The organism is Corynebacterium sp. HMSC11E11, assembly GCF_001807025.1.
GTDB lineage: Bacteria > Actinomycetota > Actinomycetes > Mycobacteriales > Mycobacteriaceae > Corynebacterium > Corynebacterium freneyi.
This window is the reverse complement of sequence record NZ_KV787133.1, coordinates 1-18439: the sequence shown is the minus strand read 5'-3', so window position 1 is coordinate 18439 and position 18439 is coordinate 1. Positions and strand designations below refer to the sequence as shown.

General features: G+C 69.1%; 16 protein-coding genes, 1 tRNA gene and 2 pseudogenes. 11 read left to right on the top strand and 8 right to left on the bottom strand.

All coding sequences use genetic code 11. The features are described from left to right. Positions 1 to 998: YibE/F family protein (locus tag HMPREF3121_RS04855; protein ID WP_141742972.1), on the top strand; the 998-nt coding region annotated here is incomplete at its 5' end. 26 nt (positions 999 to 1024) lie between these two features. Here the strand turns inward: HMPREF3121_RS04855 and HMPREF3121_RS04850 are convergent. The 6 genes and pseudogenes from HMPREF3121_RS04850 to HMPREF3121_RS12365 all read right to left on the bottom strand — a co-directional run. Then, positions 1025 to 2368 carry a UDP-glucose dehydrogenase family protein gene (locus HMPREF3121_RS04850; RefSeq protein WP_070520421.1) on the bottom strand — a complete coding sequence of 448 codons (1344 nt, stop codon included), beginning with the start codon at positions 2366 to 2368 and terminating at the stop codon, positions 1025 to 1027. A gap of 561 nt (positions 2369 to 2929) precedes the next feature. Further along, positions 2930 to 3946, bottom strand: a complete 1017-nt coding sequence (locus HMPREF3121_RS04845; protein ID WP_083291286.1) for an ABC transporter substrate-binding protein — start codon at positions 3944 to 3946, stop codon at positions 2930 to 2932. After that, the gene (locus HMPREF3121_RS04840; protein ID WP_070520419.1) at positions 3943 to 4653 is read right to left on the bottom strand and encodes an ABC transporter permease; all 711 of its coding nucleotides are present in this window, start codon (positions 4651 to 4653) and stop codon (positions 3943 to 3945) included. Before HMPREF3121_RS04840 ends, HMPREF3121_RS04845 begins: the two co-directional genes overlap by 4 nt. Beyond that, positions 4650 to 5411: an ABC transporter permease gene (locus HMPREF3121_RS04835; protein ID WP_070520416.1), complete on the bottom strand. Its 762-nt coding sequence runs from the start codon at positions 5409 to 5411 to the stop codon at positions 4650 to 4652. The genes HMPREF3121_RS04840 and HMPREF3121_RS04835 overlap by 4 nt, the downstream gene beginning before the upstream one ends. After that, a complete protein-coding gene (locus tag HMPREF3121_RS04830; protein ID WP_070520414.1) occupies positions 5408 to 6256 on the bottom strand; it encodes an ABC transporter ATP-binding protein in 849 nt (282 codons plus the stop codon). The genes HMPREF3121_RS04835 and HMPREF3121_RS04830 overlap by 4 nt, the downstream gene beginning before the upstream one ends. A gap of 119 nt (positions 6257 to 6375) precedes the next feature. Next, positions 6376 to 6447, bottom strand: a pseudogene (locus HMPREF3121_RS12365) (dCTP deaminase); the annotation flags it as partial. 39 nt (positions 6448 to 6486) lie between these two features. Between HMPREF3121_RS12365 and HMPREF3121_RS04825 the strand changes: the two are divergent. Further along, positions 6487 to 7443 carry a type IV toxin-antitoxin system AbiEi family antitoxin gene (locus HMPREF3121_RS04825; protein WP_070520411.1) on the top strand — a complete coding sequence of 319 codons (957 nt, stop codon included), beginning with the start codon at positions 6487 to 6489 and terminating at the stop codon, positions 7441 to 7443. Next, complete coding sequence (locus tag HMPREF3121_RS04820) at positions 7440 to 8222, top strand: hypothetical protein (protein WP_070520409.1); 783 nt, start codon at positions 7440 to 7442, stop codon at positions 8220 to 8222. Before HMPREF3121_RS04825 ends, HMPREF3121_RS04820 begins: the two co-directional genes overlap by 4 nt. Positions 8223 to 8256: 34 nt before the next feature. Here the strand turns inward: HMPREF3121_RS04820 and dcd are convergent, their stop codons facing one another. Further along, positions 8257 to 8829 carry a dCTP deaminase gene (gene dcd, locus HMPREF3121_RS04815; RefSeq protein WP_070520406.1) on the bottom strand — a complete coding sequence of 191 codons (573 nt, stop codon included), beginning with the start codon at positions 8827 to 8829 and terminating at the stop codon, positions 8257 to 8259. A 153-nt stretch (positions 8830 to 8982) separates the two neighbouring features. Here dcd and HMPREF3121_RS04810 point away from each other — a divergent pair. The 6 genes from HMPREF3121_RS04810 to HMPREF3121_RS04785 all read left to right on the top strand — a co-directional run bounded on the left by HMPREF3121_RS04810 (position 8983) and on the right by HMPREF3121_RS04785 (position 15179). Then, positions 8983 to 9056, top strand: a tRNA-Gly gene (locus HMPREF3121_RS04810). A gap of 161 nt (positions 9057 to 9217) precedes the next feature. Beyond that, positions 9218 to 9739 (top strand): GyrI-like domain-containing protein, encoded by a 522-nt coding sequence (locus tag HMPREF3121_RS04805; RefSeq protein ID WP_070520403.1) that lies wholly within the window; start codon positions 9218 to 9220, stop codon positions 9737 to 9739. Between the two features lie 106 nt (positions 9740 to 9845). Continuing rightward, complete coding sequence (locus HMPREF3121_RS04800; RefSeq protein WP_070520430.1) at positions 9846 to 10451, top strand: class I SAM-dependent methyltransferase; 606 nt, start codon at positions 9846 to 9848, stop codon at positions 10449 to 10451. Between the two features lie 142 nt (positions 10452 to 10593). Continuing rightward, complete coding sequence (locus tag HMPREF3121_RS04795) at positions 10594 to 11100, top strand: universal stress protein (protein WP_052054224.1); 507 nt, start codon at positions 10594 to 10596, stop codon at positions 11098 to 11100. A 270-nt stretch (positions 11101 to 11370) separates the two neighbouring features. Beyond that, a complete protein-coding gene (locus HMPREF3121_RS04790) occupies positions 11371 to 11565 on the top strand; it encodes a DUF2613 domain-containing protein (RefSeq protein ID WP_070520400.1) in 195 nt (64 codons plus the stop codon). A gap of 23 nt (positions 11566 to 11588) precedes the next feature. After that, the gene (locus HMPREF3121_RS04785) at positions 11589 to 15179 is read left to right on the top strand and encodes a DUF3367 domain-containing protein (protein ID WP_083291284.1); all 3591 of its coding nucleotides are present in this window, start codon (positions 11589 to 11591) and stop codon (positions 15177 to 15179) included. Here HMPREF3121_RS04785 and HMPREF3121_RS04780 read toward each other — a convergent pair. Then, positions 15089 to 16369 carry an acyltransferase family protein gene (locus tag HMPREF3121_RS04780; protein WP_070520398.1) on the bottom strand — a complete coding sequence of 427 codons (1281 nt, stop codon included), beginning with the start codon at positions 16367 to 16369 and terminating at the stop codon, positions 15089 to 15091. The genes HMPREF3121_RS04785 and HMPREF3121_RS04780 overlap by 91 nt on opposite strands. A 93-nt stretch (positions 16370 to 16462) precedes the next feature. On the opposite strand from HMPREF3121_RS04780, the gene HMPREF3121_RS04775 reads away from it, so the two are divergent. Then, positions 16463 to 17617 (top strand): cell envelope lipid trafficking protein PgfA, encoded by a 1155-nt coding sequence (locus tag HMPREF3121_RS04775; RefSeq protein WP_070520395.1) that lies wholly within the window; start codon positions 16463 to 16465, stop codon positions 17615 to 17617. 162 nt (positions 17618 to 17779) lie between these two features. Next, positions 17780 to 18439, top strand: a pseudogene (locus HMPREF3121_RS04770) (hypothetical protein); the annotation flags it as partial.

Here is an 18439-nt window from a genome sequence, read left to right as displayed (position 1 = left end):
CGGGGATGCCTGGGGCGGCGGGTGACCTGCGGCGCGAGTGCGACCTGGTGATCATCGACATCGACGGCGGCCCGGACGAGGGGCGCCGCACCCTGCTGGAAATGTCGGGCCAGCCCGGCGAGCCCGAGCTCGAGGAGGGCACGAAGATCCACCTGACGTCGCACGCCATCGGCGGCGACCAAACCCGTTACTCGTTTTTGGACATCAACCGCGCCACGTCCGTGTGGGCGTGGGTGGCGGTCACCGCGCTGGCCATCGTCGTCGTGGCGGCGTGGCGGGGCGTGCGCGCCATCGCCGGCCTGGTGCTGACGCTGGCCGTCGTCGGCTTCTTCCTCATCCCCGCGTTGCTGCGTGGCGGCCCGCCGGTGGCGCTGTCGCTGGTCACCGGCGCCGTGGTGCTCTTCCCCGTCATGTTCCTCGTCCATGGCGTCAACTGGAAGTCGGCGGCGGCCCTCGGCGGCACGCTGACCTCGTTGGCCGCGGCGGCGGGGCTGGCGCATCTGGCCATCGGCGGCGCGGATCTGCGGGGGCTGGCGGATGATTCGAACCTGCTCATCCAGCTGTACCTGCCCGCCGTCAGCGTCACCGGCCTCATGCTCGCGGGCTTCATCGTCGGCGCGCTGGGCGTGCTCAACGACGTCACCATCGCCCAGGCGTCCACCGTCACCGAACTCGCCGAAGCCGACCCGGACGCCGGGCCGCTGGAGCTGTTCGCGTCGGCGATGAGGGTGGGCCGCGACCACATCGCGTCGATGGTCTACACGCTGGTGTTGGCCTACGTCGGCGCCTCGTTGCCGATGACGCTGCTGCTGTCGGTGGCGGAGCGTCCGCTCATGCAGGTGTTGACCTCGGACATCGTCGCCACCGAATTGCTGCGGTCGGCGATCGGCGCCCTAGGCCTGACGCTGGCGGTGCCGGTGACCACGGCAATCGCGGCGGTGACGGCCCAGGTCAGGGAACAGGCGAACGCCCCGGCTCAGGCGAGGACCCGGGCTTAGACGGGCACGGGCTTAGGCGCCCGTCGTCAGTTGCCGCGCCCCAGGCAGGTGACGTCCCAACCGGCGGCGCGCCACTCGTCGACGGGCAGGCAGTTGCGGCCGTCGATGAGCTTCTTCGCCGCCACCCACTCCCCCGCGGCCACCGGGTCGAGGTTCCGGAACTCGTCCCACTCGGTGGCCACGGCGACGATCTCCGCGCCATCGAGGGCATCGGCGACGGACTCGCGGTAATCCAGCGTCGGGAAGACCTTGCGCGCATTGTCCATGGCCTGCGGGTCATACACCCGCACCGCCGCACCGGCCAGCGACAGCGAACCGGCGATCGACAGCGCCGGAGAGTCCCGGACGTCGTCGGAGTCCGGCTTGAACGCCGCACCCAGCACCGCAACCTGACGGCCCAGGACATTGCCGCCGAACGCCTGCTTGACCAAGCCGACCGCCTTCTCGCGGCGGCGCATGTTGATCGCGTCGACCTCCCGCAGGAACGTCATCGCCTGGTCGGCGCCGAGCTCGCCGGCACGCGCCATGAACGCGCGGATGTCCTTCGGCAGGCAGCCGCCGCCGAAGCCGAGACCCGCGTTGAGGAAGCGACGGCCGATGCGCGGATCCATGCCGATCGCGTCGGCGAGCACCGTGACGTCGGCGCCGGTGGTCTCGCAAATCTCGGAGACCGCGTTGATGAACGAGATCTTCGTCGCCAGAAACGCGTTGGCCGACACCTTGACCAGCTCGGACGTCGCCAGGTCGGTGACGATCATCGGGGTGCCGCGGTCGAGGATCGGGGCGAAGCACTCGCGGGTCGCGGCCTCGGCGCGAGTCGAGTTCGCGCCCAGGCCCAGCACCATGCGGTCCGGTTCGAGGGTGTCCTTCACCGCATGGCCCTCGCGGAGGAACTCGGGGTTCCACGCCAGGTCGACCGTCGCGACGGGCTCGCCGTCACCGGAGCGGGCGGCGATGAGCGCGTCGGCCCGCTCCTGCAGCCGCTGCGCCGTGCCCACCGGCACCGTCGACTTGCCCAGGATCACGTGGTCGCCGGTGATGTGCTTGGCCAGCTCGTCGATGACGGCGTCGACGTACCGCACGTCGGCGGCGTTGGATCCCTTCACCTGCGGGGTACCCACCCCGACGAAATGCAGTTCGGCGAACTCTGCGGCCTCGTCGTAGTCCGTCGTAAAGCGAAGTGCCCCGGAGTCGACGTGCTTGCGCAGCAGCTCGGGCAGGCCCGGCTCGTAAAACGGCACGCGCCCCTGCGACAGCGCTTCGATCTTGGCGGGGTCGACGTCGACGCCGAGGACTTCGTGCCCCAGCTCGGCCATGCACGCGGCATGGGTCGCGCCCAAATATCCGGTTCCGATGACGGTCATACGCATACCGGCCAGTATGAAATACCTTGCGGCGCACCGCGAGTTGACGACTGCCCCCGTTTTCCGCCCCCACCAGCATTAACTATCCGTTCACCTTTGCATCACCGGAGCATTACACAGGCGGCCCCGGCAGTTCATCGGGCAGGGCGGGCGCGTCGGAAAGTACTGCCACCGCTTCGCGAATCCGCAGGTCGGCATTTTCCGGCGCCGCAGATTGTTGGGTTTGCCACCGCCCGCGCCGCACCGAACCCCGCGCCGCACCGTGCCGCACTTCCGCGCCGCACCGCGCCGCGCCCCCGCACCGTGCCGCACCGAAGCTTCGCGCCAGCCCCTCCGCGCCACGAGCCGGCCAGAGCACGTCCAATTCGACAAATGCAGCCTCACACCGAATGAACGGCGGTAAATACCCAGGTGGCGAAACCGTGTGGCTGCATTTGTCGTATTCGCAGCAGCCCGACGGCGACCCAGCGGCGGTTGGACGACGGCGCGTGAGGTTGTCGCACGCGCGGCAGCCCGACGGCGGTTCGACTGCGGCGCGTCGGCCTTTCCGCCTTCCTCACGCCTGCTTTACGACGGCCCGGCCGCCAGCCAATCCCGCGCAATCAAATCGGCGCCGGCCTTTTCGTCGCCCGAGGCGCGGAGGTTCATGTCGGTGAGGTCGGCCGTCGTCAAGCGCGACGCCACCGACTCCAGGGCCCGGCGCGCCGACTCGTCCAGCACTCCGCGGCGCGCGAGAGCGACGACATTCTGCGCGGGAATGAGCTGCTGCGGATCCTCGAGCGTGACGACATCGACCTCGCCGCCGGACGGGTCTCGCAGAGGCGTGGTGGTGTAGACGTCTGCGACGTCGACGGCTCCGTCGGCCAGCGCGCGGATTGTCAGGGGGCCGCCCGAATCGCCGTAGACCACCATCTCCATCGCGGCCCGATCCACCCCGTAGACCTCGGCGAGTCCGTCCGGCCCGTAGGGTTGCTGCGCGAGCTCGGGCGAACCGCCGATGCGGATGGTTCCGGCGGCTGAGACGACGGCGAGTTTCGCCAGGTCGGCGAGGGTGACCAGTCCGTGCTCGGCGGCGACGGTGCGCAACACTCGGTACGCGTCCTTGGACTCGGCCTCGGCGGGCGCAAGGGCCTCGAGCTCCTGCGGCAGATTGGCTTCGAGGGCGGCGAGGACGCCAACCGGATCCGCGCCCTCGGGGACATCGCCGAAGTAGGACGCGAGGTTGCCGGAGTACTCGGGCACGAGATCGACGGAACCTTCCTGCAGCGCCGCGAGATACACGTCGCGGGCGCCGATCTGGGGAACGACCTCGACGTCGTGGCCTGCTTCCGTGAGCGCGCGGGCCCAAATGCGGGCGATGATCTCCGATTCCGGGAACACCGCCGAGCCCACCCGGATCTGGCCGGCGGCGCGGTTCGCGGGGTTCGCGGGATCCAACGCGCAGGCGGACAGGCCCGTCAGCGCCGCACCCGTAGCCGCGGCACCGGCGAGAAAGGCGCGGCGGGACAAGCGGACGGGTCTCCGGGCTCGGCCGTCACCCTTGAACTGATCGGCGGTTGGCGGGTTGCCGCTGCGCTGGTTCATCGGGATCCTCCCGTCGGGACGCCCGCGGGCGCCAACACCTTTTCCGCGACCGTGAACACCAGGTCGGTGATCAGCGCCAATCCGGCGACGAGCACCGCCGCGCCGAGCATCACGCCGTAATCGCGCACGGCCAGCGAATCGAGCAGGAACCGGCCAAGACCGCCGAGGCCCAGGTAAGCCGCGATGGTCGCGGTGGCCAGCACCTGCAGCCACGCCGACCGCAGACCGCCGATGAGCACCGGCATGGCCAGCGGGAACTCGACGCGGCCGATGACCTGATTCGTCGAATGCCCCATCGCGTAGGCGGCGTCGATGACGGAGCGGTCGATGGACCGGAACCCCGACGCCGTCGCCGCGAGGATCGGCGGCACCGCGAGGATGACCAGCACGATCGTCGCCGGGATCAGCGGCAACGTCACGCCCGCGGGGATTATCAGCGCCAGGAAGGTCAGCAGCCCCAACGACGGCATGGCGCGCAGGATGCCCGACGCCCCGAGAACCACGCCCTGCCCGCGACCCGTGTGCCCGACGATGACGCCGAGCCCGATGCCGATCACCGCCGCAATTACCGTGGCCAGCAGCGAATACCCCAAGTGCTCGAGGATCCGGACGCCGATGCCGCCGTCGCCCGTCCACGAATCACCCGAGGTCAGCCACGTCCATGCCTGAGAGAAGACGCCCGCGTTGGTGGCAGCTGCCGCGCTCATGACGCCGCCTCCAGCTTCTCGTCGACGTCATCACCGGGATGCACCGACGTGCGGTCACGCTTCCCCGGCTCGCCCACCTTCCTCGATTTCTGCGGCTTCTTGGCGGCACGTCCCGCACCCGCCCGCGTCCACGGCATGAGCACCTTCCCCAGCAGCACGAGAACCACGTCGAAAACCAGTGCCACGACGGCCGTGCCGATCACTCCGGCGAGGATCTCCGTCGGAAAGCTGCGGTTGAACCCGTCCGTGAAGAAGTACCCCAACCCGTGCACGCCGACGAGGGACCCGACGCTGACCAGCGACACCGTCGACGCCGACACGACGCGGGCGCCGGCGAGCAGCACGGGCCCCGCCAGCGGCAGTTCGACGCCGAGGACCCGGCGCCAGGCGGGGTACCCCATCGATTGCGCGGCGTCGCGGGCCGCAGCGGGGACGGAACCGAACGCGTCGGCGGCGGTGCGCGTCATCAATGCCACGCCATAGGCAGCCAGCGCCACCTGCACGTTGAGCGGGGAAAGGACGGAAGTGCCCAGGACCAGCGGCAACATCACGAACAACGCCAGCGACGGGATGGCATAGAGCAGGCCCGCGCCGCCGACGATCGTGCCCCGGATTGCTTTGCGACGCGACGCCGCGAATCCCAACGGCACCGAAATGAGCACCGCCGCGATGATCGGCGGGATGGACAGCCACACGTGGGTCAGCGTCAGATCGACGATCTGCGCGAAGTTCTCGGCGAACCAGGACCAGCGGATCATGGCCGCTGTCCCTCGCCGGGCCCCGGGTATTCGCCGAGCACGCCGGCGACGCGGCCACGGGCGTCGAGGACGCGATCGCCGTCGATGCGCAGGCGGCGGGAATCGGCGTCGATGAAGTCGCGGACGAAGTCGTCGGCGGGCTTTTCGATCAGCTCCCACGGCGGGCACTGCTGCGCGATGCGACCGCCCTTGGCCAGCAGCACGACCTCGTCGCCGAGGTGCAGGGCCTCGGAAATGTCGTGGGTGACGAAGACGATGGTGCAGTCCAGTTCTGCCTGGAGCCGCGTGACCTCGGCCTGCAGCTCACGGCGGACAATCGGGTCGACGGCGGCGAAGGGCTCGTCCATGAGCAGGATTCCCGAATCCGCCGCGAGTGCGCGGGCGACGCCGACGCGCTGCTGCTGGCCGCCGGAGAGCTGCGACGGGTAGCGGTCGGCCACGGAGGCGTCGAGGCCGACGAGCTCGATGAGCTCCATCGCCCGCTCGCGCGCGTCCTTCTTGGATACTCCGTTGAGCCGCGGGACGGTGCCCACGTTGTCGGCGACGGTGCGATGCGGCAGGAGGCCGCCGTTCTGCATGACGTAACCGATGCCACGGCGCAGTTCGACGGGATCGCGGTCGGCGATGTCCTCGCCGTTGACCAGCACCCGACCCGACGTCGGCTCGACCATGCGGTTGATCATGCGCAGCAACGTCGTCTTGCCGCAGCCCGAAGAGCCGACCAGAACGGTCACCGCGTTGCGGCGAATGTCCAGGTCCACATCGTCGACGGCGGGCGGTCCAGCCCCGTAGGACTTGGACACGCCCTCGAAACGGATTGCGGGATCGGCTGTTTCGGCGACCATACCGACCACGGTAGCCGGAAACGGCGTCGGTGATCGTCGGTTACCGGGAGGCCGCGCGAGGTTCAGCGGTGGCGATGCCCGAAACGTCGCAAAGCAGGCGCGACCCGCAGGACAGTGGCCTACCGGAAGTTCAGGTACGCCTTGGACGGCGTCGGGCCACGCTGACCCTGATACTTCGAACCCAACGCGCCAATGTTCAATAATTTTCGATGTTCATGTAACATGAACATATGCTTGAGGTGAACAAGAAGAATTGGGAAACGCAGCTTCTCAGCACGCTGGAACCACTCGGTCTCAGGTTGAGCCTTCTGCATTCGAACGCTGCCGACAGGGGGGTCGACGCGGTGATGACCCTGCCCGACGGAGAAGAGCTCCCCGCGGAGCTCAAGATGAAGGACCGATGGGAGTTCTTTCCCAGCGAGCCTGGCGACCGAATCGTCATCCAGCCCTACATCAATCCTCGCCTCGCGGAGCGCTACCGACAGCGAGGCGTCTTCTACATGGACCTGGTCGGCAATGCCTGGATTTGGACGGACCCCGTGAAAATTTTCATAGAAGGGCGAGCCCGACCCCGGGAGGCATATTCCGAACCCCTCGACGGCCGATTGAGCACGCCCAGCGCGCTCCGATTGATCTTCATCCTGCTCAACGAGCCCTCTGCGGCAGATCTCACACTTCGCCGCCAGGCCGCGATGGCCGGAATATCTCTGGGAACCACCCAAAGGACCATCCGCGCACTTCGCGATCTTCGATTCCTCACCGACTCCACCCGCACGCTTCGTCGGCGCGATGAGTTGACGAACCTGTGGCTGTCAGGTTTCACTTCGCGCCTGATTCCGAAACTCCAGGCGCGCACCGTGGAGGGGGCGACCCCCTTAGAAGTTCTCGCGGAAATCACACGGTCGCAGCTCGATTTCACCTCGGCCGGCGAAGCGGTCAGCCCCACGATGAGTTCTCGGTCCTCGGTCACCATTTACGGGCCACCTCCGTGGACAGAACTCATTCGAGCGGCACGGCTGCGTCCCGCGCCAGATGGATCGATCACACTTCGCGAGAGGTTTTGGGATCCAGAGTCGATGGACCTCACCCAGTTTGGCCACACGCTCCTAATCTGCGGGGAAATGCTCGCCTCTCCCGATGAAAGGATCCGGGAAGCCGGCATGGAACTGAAGGAAGACCTGCAATGACCGACTCGGTGAACCCCCTGCCAGAACACGCCATCAGAGCCATCCTCGACCGCTACGGGGAGGCCATGCTCCTCGGAGCCCATGCACGCGACTACGTTGCCACCACGAAGGCGGACTGCACTGAAGGCCGCAGGACCACAGATCTCGATCTTGCGATCGCAGCGCCCTCCATCCCTGATTTCAAGGAGATGACCCGGCCTCTCGGAGACAGCGGCGGAACGGGAATGCGCTTTGACGTGGAGAAGGTGAAAGTCGACCTCATCCCCTTCTCGAATGCCCCGGGCGTCAACCCGGTGATTGAAGTGGTCGAGGGCATCCAAATGGACACGACGGGAATCGACGAGGCCTTTCAGACCGCCGAACACATGGAGGCCCCTTTCGAACAGCTGCGCATCCCAACGCTCCACGCGATGATTGTGCTGAAGACGGTTGCCTGGCGGATGCGTCGCGCGGCGACAAATAAGGATGCCGAAGATTTGGCGCTGCTCTTCAAATGCACAGACCTAGGCGATTACGCGGATCGCTGCTACGAGGACGACGGCCTTCTCGAGCGGTTCGACGCGGATTCTAGCCGTATTGGCGCGTACCTCACAGGAGCCGACGCCATGCGCGATCTCCCCCAAGCCACCCGGGATTGCCTCGACGAGTGGTCCAATCCGGAACTGGCGGAGGCCATGGAACCGCGATACTCGTCAAACGGGTTCATCGAATCCCTGGCGCAACGGTTGAGCGACTTTGCAGCTGGAGCTAGCGACTATGCAGCTGGAGCTAGAGAGTAGCCATAGCCCGGATCCTCCGACTACCGGAAGATTCCTACCGGAAGTTCAGGTACGCCTTCGACGGCGTCGGACCACGCTGGCCCTGGTACTTCGAACCCAACGCCCCGGAGCCGTACGGCACCTCCGCCGGCGAAGTCATGCGGAACAGCGCCAACTGCCCCACCTTCATGCCCGGCCACAACGAAATCGGCAGGTTCGCGACATTCGACAGCTCGAGCGTGATGTGCCCCGAAAAACCCGGGTCGATGAAACCCGCGGTGGAGTGCGTCAGCAGGCCCAGGCGCCCCAGCGACGACTTGCCCTCCAGGCGACCGGCCAGATGCGGCGGAATGGTGAACTTCTCCAACGTCGACGCCAACACGAACTCGCCCGGATGCAGCACGAACGCCTCGTCCCACGGCACCTCGCGCAGCGTGGTCAGCTCCTCCTGCGGCAACTTCGGATCGATGTGCGTGTACCGCGAATTGTTGAACACGCGAAAAAACTGATCCAGGCGGACGTCAATCGACGACGGCTGGATCATCTCCTCGTCCAACGGCTCAATGCCCAGGCGGGCGTCATCGTCGGACGAGAGGGCGGCGCGGATGTCACGGTCGGAAAGCAGCACGCCACCACCCTACAGCCAGGGCGACGGAACACCGGCGGGCCGTCGCAAAGCATCCGGAACCGCAGCAGCCGGGGCTTTTGTCGGCCAGCCCCGCCGCGGTGCTACATTATGGACGGAAAGAGATCGCCGACACTGACGGCGACCGTCCTTCTCGCCGATGTAGTTCAATGGTAGAACTCCTGCTTCCCAAGCAGGCGGCGCGGGTTCGATTCCCGTCATCGGCTCCACGAAAAGCCCCCGACCTGCGACAACAGGCCGGAGGCTTTCACGTTGAAGGGTCGAAACCCGCCCAACCCCACACGTTCCCCACTCATCGGCCCGCAGCCGACGCAGTGCGAGCGTGCTTTTCCGCGCTCCTACCGGGTTTATCGCGCGTATTCTCGACGCCATGACCGACCCGCGCCGCCCCACCGACGCCACCTTCACCATCGACGAATCGCGCGCGGTGCCCACCGCCGTCGTCCGCGCCTCCGACGTCACGCAGGACGACGTCGCCCCGCTTTTCGACGCCGCCTTCGGCGCGATGTTCCCCGCCCTCGCCGCCGTCGGCCAATCCCCGGCCGGGGCCCCGTTCGCCCTGTACCCGCGAGCCGCCGACGACTGGAGCCGCTTCGACATCGAGATCGGCGTGCCGCTGCACTCGCCGCTGGCCGACACCATCGCCGCGCCGACCGCCGACGGCCGCAACCTCGCCGTCGAACCGTCCGAACTTCCCGCCGGCAAAGTCGCCTCGAAGCTGCACCAGGGCGGTTACGACGGCCTCGGCCCCGCATGGAAGCAGTTCACCGACGAAGTCGTCGCCGCCGGCCACACCCCGGCCATGCCCCGCTGGGAGGTCTACCTCACCGAGCCGACGCCGGAGGCCGACCCCGCCGACATGCGCACGGGGCTCAACACCTGCGTGGAGTGACGCCGCGGCGACTGCTGCGGGCCACGACCCCGGACACGGCTGCAATCACGCCACGCGCAGCCGCAGCGACGCTGGGCACGATACCCCGCCGGGTATGGTCGCGGGCATGGACAGTCGCGGCTGGGACCAACGATTCACCGACAACCCGAACCACTTCGGCACGGAACCGAACACGCTGCTGAAACGGCACGTCTCCGGGCTGGCCCCGGGCACCGCCGCCGACGTCGGCTGCGGCCAGGGCCGAAACACCGTCTGGCTGCTCGACCGCGGTTGGGACGTCACCGCCGTCGACTTCTCCGAGGTCGCGCTGCGCCACACCCGCGAGGCCGCGCAGGCCGCGCGGGAAACGCAGGAACCGCAGACCGCCGGCACGACCCCCGCCTTGACCACGGTGCAGGCCGACGTGTCCGAATGGCGGCCGACGGACACCTTCGACCTGGTCGTCGCGGCGTACCTGCATCTGCCGTCGGAGAAGCTGCACGCCACCTGGCGGCACCTGGCCACCACCACCGCCCCGGGCGGCACCCTCGTGGTCATCGGCCACGACCGCGCCAACCGCGGCAACGGCCCGAAGGATCCGGACGTTCTCTTCCATGCGGACGACGTCGTCGCCGCGCTGCCGGACACGTGGACCGTCGACGTCGCCGAAACCGTCGACCGCGGCGAAGGTTCCGCCGACGCCCTCGTCGTCGCAACGGCACCGCAGGCCTGACGCCTCGTCTCTCCCGCGCGACGACCCCGACGGCGGCCGGCGAGCGCGCTTCCCGCACGCAACATCCCGCGCGCAACCGCGCCACGGCCCGCCCCTCCGGGGTTAACCTGGAGGGGACACGTCAGCCAGAAGGAGACACCCGATGTCCGACGACCGCACCCCCGCCACCCCCGACGCCGCCGGGCGGCCCGATTCGATGCTCATCGCCTACGACGGTTCCGACGAGGCCCGTCGCGCGATCGAGTGGGCCGGTTCGCTGCTGTCGGTGCGCACGGCGTACATCCTCACCGCCTGGGAGCCGCTGCAGCGTCAGGCCGCCCGCACCGCCGGGGCGTCCGGGATGATGCAGCCCGATTGGGATTCCAGCGTCGCCGACGACGATCCCGCCCACGAGGAGGCGAAGCGCATTTGCCGCGAGGGCGTCGAGATCGCCGCGTCGGCGGGCTTCACCGCCGAGCCGTATCTCGTGGAGTCGGAAACGACGATTTGGTCGGCGATCGTCGATGCCGCGCGGGATCTCGACGCGGGCGTCATCGTGTCGGGCACGCGCGGCAATTCGGGCCTGCGGGGCCTGTTGTCGTCGTCGACGGCGGATGCGGTTCTCAAGAACGCGGGTCGCCCGGTGCTCATCGTTCCGCCGCCGAAGTAGTTCGGACGGGTTGCGTGACGACGGCTCGTCGTCACGCATGAAAGGCCGAATCGTGCGCCACGGCCACTGGGCGCGCATGCGTTGCGGAAGTGGCGTACGGTGCAGAAGTGATGGCTGCGGGGTTCGGCGAACGGTAACGGCCCGACAACGAAGGGCCTCCTCACCTGGGGTGACCCGAAACTTCCCCCGATTTCGCCGAAACTTCCCCCCGGCGCCAACGATGGTCTACAGTTGCGACCATTCCCAGAACACTTACTTCGAGGAGTGAACATGCCCTACGAAAACGAGTCGGAGCAGCGCCGCACGTTGGGCCCGGCCATGGCCAGTGCCCTTGTCGGTGCTCTCCTCGGCGGCGCCATGATCTTCGGCGTCGCGCAGGTCACCCAGGAGTCCGAGATCCCCGAGGCGCAGGCCGTCTCCGCGGATGAGGCCCTGATGGGCGGGGTCGAGTACGGCGAGCGCTGATCGCGCACCCTTACCGTCCCGCCATGCCCGCCGCCGATCAACGCACGCCCACGCGCGCCTTGGTCGGATGGTGGGCATTTCTGTGTCTGCTGGCGTTCATCCAGGCCCCCGGCCGGATCGTCGCCGACACCAAACATGACCTGACGGCCAACCCCGGCGGCTTCCTCGAGCGGTCGCTGAGCATGTGGTCCGAGGTCATGCCGCTGGGCCAGCTGCAGAACCAGGCCTACGGTTACCTTTTCCCGCAGGGCGCGTTTTTCGCGCTGTTCGACCTGCTGCCCGATGCGGTCTGGCCCGATTGGCTGACGCAGCGCCTGTGGTGGTGCCTGCTGCTGTGCCTGGCCTTCACCGGTTTCCTCCGGGTCGCGGAGGTCGCCGGCATCGGGTCGCGGTCGTCGCGGATTCTCGCGGCGCTGCTCTACGCGCTGTCGCCGCGCATCCTGACCACCCTCGGCGCGATTTCGTCGGAGGCGTGGCCGGTGGCGCTGGCCCCGTGGATCCTGCTGCCGCTGCTGGCGGTGGCGCGCCGGCCGGAGGCGGTGGGCTGGAAGTTCGCGGCCCGGGCGGTGCTGTTGTCCGGGCTGGCGGTGCTGTGCACGGGCGCCGTCAACGCGGTGGGCACCGCCGCAGCCTGCGTCCCCGCCGCCCTGGTCCTGGTGTTCACGGGTTTTTCGGGGCCGCGCCGCAAACGGGCGTGGGCGATGTTCGCCGGTTGGCTCGCCGCCTGCGCCGCGGTGAGCATCTGGTGGATCGTGCCGCTGCTCATGCTCGGCTCCTACTCGCCGCCGTTCACCGACTACATCGAGTCGTCGGGCGTGACCACCCGGTGGCTGAATCTCGGCGAGACGCTGCGCGGCGCGACGTCGTGGGCGCCGTTCGTGTCGTTGGAGCGCGTCGGCGGCAATGCGATCGTCTCGGAGCCGATCCTCATCCTGGCCACGATGGCCGTCGCCGCGATCGGCCTGATCGGCCTGGCGATGGGGTCCATGCCGTGGCGCCGCGCGTGGTTGCTCATGGCGTTGGTGGGCCTGGCGTCGATGGCGGCGTGGACGGATCCGTTCGCGCCCCTGGGCGAGTGGGGGCGTTCGCTTCTCGACGGCCCGCTCGCCGCGCTGAGGAACCTGCACAAGATGGATGCGACGCTGAGGCTGCCGTTGATGCTGGGCGTCGCGCATGCCACGGCGCTGTTGCCGTGGCCGGGGTCGATCCGCGGCGGGGACGGCGCGGACGACACGGACGACACGAAGAACGCGCGGAAGGAGCTGCTGGACAAGTGGCTCCATCCGGAAAAGCACCGGTCGGTGGTCGCGGCGATGCTCGTCCTCGTCGTCGCGGCCGGCGCCACCGCCCCCGCGTGGAGCGCGCGCCTGGCCCCGACGGGCGCCTACGACCGGGTGCCGTCGCATTGGGTCGAGGCGGCCGAGTGGCTCGACGACAACGCCGGCGGGGCGCGCACTCTCATCGCCCCGGCCATGCCCTTCGCCGACATGGACTGGGGTTTCACCCGCGATGAGCCGCTGCAGCCGCTGGTCGACGTGCCGTGGGTCGTCCGCGACGCGGTGCCGCTGGTGCCGCCGGAGGCGATCCGCGGCCTCGACGGCGTCCAGGATCAGCTCGACCGCGGCGAGGGCGTCGAGTCGCTGGCCGCGACGCTGCGCAACCAGGGCATCGGCTACGTGCTGGTGCGTTCGGACGTGCGGCCGTTCAACCGCGGCACCAGCCTGCGGGACCTCCGGGCCACGCTGGAGGCGTCGCCGGGCATCGAGCGCGTCGCGGAATTCACCCACGGCGGCGACGACGCCCCGAAGGGCGCGGTGTCCGGCACCCCGCCCGTCGCGGTGACCATCTGGGCCGTTGACGGCGGCGCCGACGCGTTGGCGCCGCGCATGGTGGAGACGTCCTCGGTGCCGCTGGTGTCCGGCGGCCCGGAGGTGCTGGCCCGCCTCGACGAAATCGACCGCGACGCGCCGGTGCGCATGCTCCACGGCGAGTCCGCAGGCACCGTCACCGACACCCCCACCCGCCGCGGCCGCAACTACGGCGAGGTCCGCGGCGCGGTCTCCGGCATCCTCGACGCGGACGAGGACCCCGGCGTGACCAACGCCGTCGCCGACTACCCGGTCTCCGGCATCGCCGAGACGCAAACCGGCACGGGCCGCGCCACGCTGAAGGCGTCGTCGTCGGCGTCCGACCCGTACAACGCCGGCGGCGCCCGCCCCGAGCATTCGATCAACGCCCTGGTCGACGGTGATCCGACGACGTGGTGGGAGCCGCGCGCCGGCACGGGCGGGCAGGCCGAGTGGATCGAGATCGTGCCCGACGAGCGCCTCGACGGCGGTCGGCTGACCATCACCGGCGCCGTCGTTCCCGCGCAGGTGCAGATCCGCGCCGGCGGCGCCTCCACGTCGAAGGCGCTGACCCCCGGCGAACCGGTGACCATGCCGCTGCCTCGCGTGGCGGGAAGCTCGGGCGCCTCGGACGGGGGCACCGGCCCCGACGACGAGAAGTCCCGCGCCATCCGCATCATCGCGACCAGCGCCCCCGCGGGGTTCGCGCTGTCCGAGATCAAGCTGGAGAGCTCCGCCGGCGAGGACGTCACGCCGGTCCGCGTCCCGGTCGTCCCGGACGCTTCTCCGCTGGTGCAGCGCTGGGCGTTCGGCCAGGAGATCGACGAGGGCCGGATGCGCCGCGCCTTCACCGTTCCCGAGCCGACGACGGTGACCGTCGACGCCGACACGTGCCGCACCGGACTCGACGATCCGTGGACCGAGCTCGACGACGAGCCCCTGGCCTGCGGCGATTCCGTCGATCTGGAACCGGGTCTGCACGAGATCAGCTCCCGGGCCCGCTGGGTGTCGCTGACCGGCGCGGACTTCATCGCGCCCACCCGCGAGCAGCAGGCCCCGGAGGTCGTGGCGGACTTCGCCGCTCCGGCCTCCGGCGCGTCCACCGAGATCGGCTCCGGCACCGTCGCCGCCGCCGACGCCGACCGCGTCATCTATCGACCGGTCTCCGTCAACCCGGGTCAGGTGGCCACCATCGATGGCCACGAACTCGAGCCGGTCACCGTCAACGGGTGGCAGCAGGGCTGGGTCGTGCCGGCGGGTGTGGCGGGCACCTTCCCCATCGACTTCCCCGCCGCCGCGACTTGGCGCACCGGCATCGTCGCGGGCGGCGGCGTGGCGGCATTGTTCGCCCTGCTCGCCGTGGCCGTCGGTTGGGCTTGGCGACGCCCGCCCACCGACGCGACCGGCCCGGGCGCCGCGCAGCCCGCACCCGATCTGGCCCGCGCCACCACCGCCGTCGCCGGATTCGCCGTCGCCTGGCTCGTCGCCGGACTCCCCGGTGCCGCAGTCGCCGCAGTCGTGACCATGGCCGGCGTGAACCTGGCCCGACGGTTCGGCGCGGAGACCGTTCGTCGTCAAGCAATTGCCGCGACCGCCATCCTGATGGGAATCGGCGGCATCATCCTGGCCCGCGACGCATGGCCCGGCTCGGCCTACGCCGGATTCTCATGGCCGCTTCAGCTGGTGCTGACCGGCGCGCTCGTCCTCGCGTCATTCGCCCAGACCCTGCCCAACCAGCGGCGGGCGGGTTCCTCCACCACCGCGTAGGACGCTGCGGCCATCGGGATGGTCAGCGCCACCGTCACCAGCGACACCGCCAGAATGTGACCGTCGAAGATGCGCACCCCCAACAGCGGGAACGCCACCGACAGCATGGCCATGTGCCACAGGAAGATTCCGTACGACCAGCGGCCCAACGCCTGCATGATCGGATGCGTCAAAAACCGCGACTCCGGGGCCAGCGCCCACGGGCCGATGATCGCCGCACCGAAGACGAACCCGCACCACGTCCGGCGAAGGAACTCCCAGTTCGTCAGCTCCACCAGGCCCTCCGGCCCCATCCACGCGGCCAGCCACAGCGAGGCGACGGCCAGGCCGATCCACACCCAGCGCATCCGCGCGAACCGCTGCGCCGCGGCCAACGCCCCGCGGGCGCGCTCCGACTCCGAACCCGCCAACGACTCGACCTCCGCCAGGATCATGCCCGCCGCGAACCACGAGAAGTACGCCACCGGCTGAATGTGCGGATTCACCCCCTCCGGGTACGGCAACGGCAACCACACCCACCCGAAGCTGAGCACCGACAACCCCAGCAGGCACAGAATCCGCGTGCCCTGGCGGCGCATCGGATCCAGGCCCCGCAACGCGATGGCGAACAACGGCAGCGACACGTAGAACGCCACCTCCACCGACAGCGACCACAGGTGAGTCAGTCCGCCGTGCAGCGAATCGGCGAAAAACACCTGCGTCAGGGTCAGATTCGTCAGCCACGTGCGCAGATTCGCGCCCTCGCCCACCGGCAACGCGACGAGCACCACGACCACCAGCACCCAATACGCCGGCAGAATGCGCGCCGCGCGCTTGCGGTAGTACTTCGCCCACCCCGACGCCGACGACCCGCGCTCGCCGCCGGTGCTTCCGTCCCGGCGGCGCCGCCACACCACGCCGCCCTGCCCCGCCCGGTGGCTGCGCCACAGCAGGAAACCCGACAGCGTGAAGAACACGGCCACGAAAAAGTCGAAACGGCCGAGCATCCGCTCCCACATCGCGCCGACGTCGTGGCCGGTCTGGAACGCGACGTGCGTGCCGATGATCCCCAACGACGCCACGGCCCGCAAACCCTCCAACGCCGGCAGGAAGCCGGGGCGGAAGGCGGGCCGGAACTCCGGCCCGGTCTGGCCGGAGAACGCGTTTTCCCCCTGGTGGGGGGCGTTTTCCTGATTCACTCGGACGGTCATTCCCGGATAATATTCGATTTTTACGTACCTTTGTTTCGGAACCTGCTAGGTTTTGCACGAGAAACCCGCAAGAAGTAAGGGAAGTCACTGCTCATGGCTAAAAGAAGTCTCGCCCACCTGCTGGTCATCATCGGCGCCGCGCTGATCGTCATCGCGGTCCTGCTGCCGACCTTCCTCGTGCCCCGACTCAGGGTAATCCCCCTGGACACGGTCAGCACCACCGCCACCGAGGTCTATGAGGGCACTCTGCTCGACTCCGGCGCACTCGCCAAGGGCGAGCCGGTCGAACCCCGCAAGAACGATCCGCGCTGCGAGACCGAGGAGGAGGGCGCCACGCTGCCGCTGCACTGCTTCATCAACGATGAGGTGCCGCTGATGTCCTCCCGCCACGTCCGCGTCGAGGAGCCCGCCGACCACGAGCGCGCCACCCTCGAGGCCGGCACCGTGATCCTCCGCGAGGACCGCGACGAGCCGCGCAACCTGGTCAACGCCACCATCGACCGCATCACCCTGGACCGCTCCACCGCGTTCCCGGTGGATGAGCCGATTTCCTCCATCGCCGGCGGCGCGCCGGGCCAGGAGGGCGCCGACGAGCCCGTGCAGTTCACCCGCCCGGGCATCCAGTACCAGTTCCCGTTCAGCGCGGAGAAGAAGTCGTACCCGTACTACGACGCCGTCGGCCTGGACCTCTTCGAGATCGACTTCGTCGAGGAGGAGAAGCAGGACGGCGAGACCGTCTACAAGTACTCGATGACGCTTCCGCCGCAGAACCTGTACGAGAACACCAAGGCCCACGCCACCCAGGGCGGCCGTGAGCTCACCGAGTCCGACGAGTCGATGCTGGCGTCGCTGCGCCTGAAGTTCCCGGCCGAGGTGTGGGGCCTGGAGGGCGACGACGACGTCGAGATGGACCGTTACTACACCACCACCCGTACCGTCCGCGTCGAGCCGACCAGCGGCATGATCGTCAACGGTCACGAGGAGATCTTCCAGTTCTACGCCCGCGATGACGAGGAGGCCGCCGAGATGGTGACCGAGGAGGGTCGCGCGAAGGAGGCCGAGGAGCGCAACCGCACCGCGCTGGATTTCGTCGGCCAGTGGAACGAGGAGACCAAGAAGAACCAGATGGAGAAGGCGAAGGACGCCAAGTCCAGCCTGAAGATGGCCGGCACGATCGTGCCGTGGATCTTGGGCATCGTCGGCCTGATCCTGGTCCTGCTGGGCATCCGCACCCACCGCCGCTCCTAGTCGGCGCCCCGGGCTCCGCCCGGTCCACCGTTCCCGCAGGGTTTTCCGTCCGCTCACCGGTTGTCGCCGGTGGGCGGGCGTTTTTTCGTTTTCGTGCTTCGCGACGTCCGCGTCCCGGCCATCCCGGGCCCGTCGTCGGGGCGCCCCGTTAGACTTTGCCCCGTGGACACTTCCGTGGCGAGGGCCGAGCGAACCGGCCAATTGATCGTGGTCGGGTGGACGTTCATGCTCGTCGCGGCGGTGACGTGGCCTTTCGCGACGCCGGGGATGCCGTTGTTGCGGGACATGGTGGTGCCGCCGCATCCGGCGTCGACGGATGCCGCGTGGGGGTTGGGCGAGTCGGCGGCGCGGGCCGCCCCGCAGGATGCGTTGTTGGCGTTGGCGGGTGGTTTCACGGACGCGGGCATGGTCATGCGCCTGCTCATGTTCGGCGCGTTGACCATCGGCGGCGTAGCCGCGGCGGAGTTGGTGCGCCGGGTGCTGGGCGCCGGGGTGGTCGGTCAGATCGCGGCGGTGACGATGCTGCTGTGGAACCCGTACGTCGTCGAGCGGCTGTTGCAGGGGCAGTGGTCGCTGGTGCTGGCGATGGCGTTGTTGCCGGCCATCGCGTTGACGTCCATTGCCGCGGCGCCGTGGTGGCGGGCGTCGGCGATGGCGGTCGCGGGGTTGACTCCCACCGGCGCGTTGTTGGGCCTGGGCGTGGCGCTCGTCGCGGCGCGCACGTGGCGGGACCGGCTCGTGGCCCTGGTGACGGGCGTCGTCGTCTCCGCCCCGTGGCTGGTGGCCACGGCGCTCGGGGCGGGGGCCGGCGGCGCCGATGCC

Excerpts from the sequence above, each read along its gene's own strand:
- HMPREF3121_RS04790 (WP_070520400.1), top strand. The coding sequence starts at position 11,371 with ATGCCCTACGAAAACGAGTCGGAGCAGCGCCGCACGTTGGGCCCGGCC.
- HMPREF3121_RS04830 (WP_070520414.1), bottom strand. The coding sequence starts at position 6,256 with ATGGTCGCCGAAACAGCCGATCCCGCAATCCGTTTCGAGGGCGTGTCC.
- HMPREF3121_RS04825 (WP_070520411.1), top strand. The coding sequence starts at position 6,487 with ATGCTTGAGGTGAACAAGAAGAATTGGGAAACGCAGCTTCTCAGCACG.
- HMPREF3121_RS04800 (WP_070520430.1), top strand. The coding sequence starts at position 9,846 with ATGGACAGTCGCGGCTGGGACCAACGATTCACCGACAACCCGAACCAC.
- HMPREF3121_RS04820 (WP_070520409.1), top strand. The coding sequence starts at position 7,440 with ATGACCGACTCGGTGAACCCCCTGCCAGAACACGCCATCAGAGCCATC.
- HMPREF3121_RS04845 (WP_083291286.1), bottom strand. The coding sequence starts at position 3,946 with ATGAACCAGCGCAGCGGCAACCCGCCAACCGCCGATCAGTTCAAGGGT.
- HMPREF3121_RS04775 (WP_070520395.1), top strand. The coding sequence starts at position 16,463 with ATGGCTAAAAGAAGTCTCGCCCACCTGCTGGTCATCATCGGCGCCGCG.
- HMPREF3121_RS04835 (WP_070520416.1), bottom strand. The coding sequence starts at position 5,411 with ATGATCCGCTGGTCCTGGTTCGCCGAGAACTTCGCGCAGATCGTCGAT.
- HMPREF3121_RS04840 (WP_070520419.1), bottom strand. The coding sequence starts at position 4,653 with ATGAGCGCGGCAGCTGCCACCAACGCGGGCGTCTTCTCTCAGGCATGG.
- HMPREF3121_RS04780 (WP_070520398.1), bottom strand. The coding sequence starts at position 16,369 with ATGACCGTCCGAGTGAATCAGGAAAACGCCCCCCACCAGGGGGAAAAC.
- HMPREF3121_RS04785 (WP_083291284.1), top strand. The coding sequence starts at position 11,589 with ATGCCCGCCGCCGATCAACGCACGCCCACGCGCGCCTTGGTCGGATGG.
- HMPREF3121_RS04805 (WP_070520403.1), top strand. The coding sequence starts at position 9,218 with ATGACCGACCCGCGCCGCCCCACCGACGCCACCTTCACCATCGACGAA.
- HMPREF3121_RS04795 (WP_052054224.1), top strand. The coding sequence starts at position 10,594 with ATGTCCGACGACCGCACCCCCGCCACCCCCGACGCCGCCGGGCGGCCC.
- HMPREF3121_RS04850 (WP_070520421.1), bottom strand. The coding sequence starts at position 2,368 with ATGCGTATGACCGTCATCGGAACCGGATATTTGGGCGCGACCCATGCC.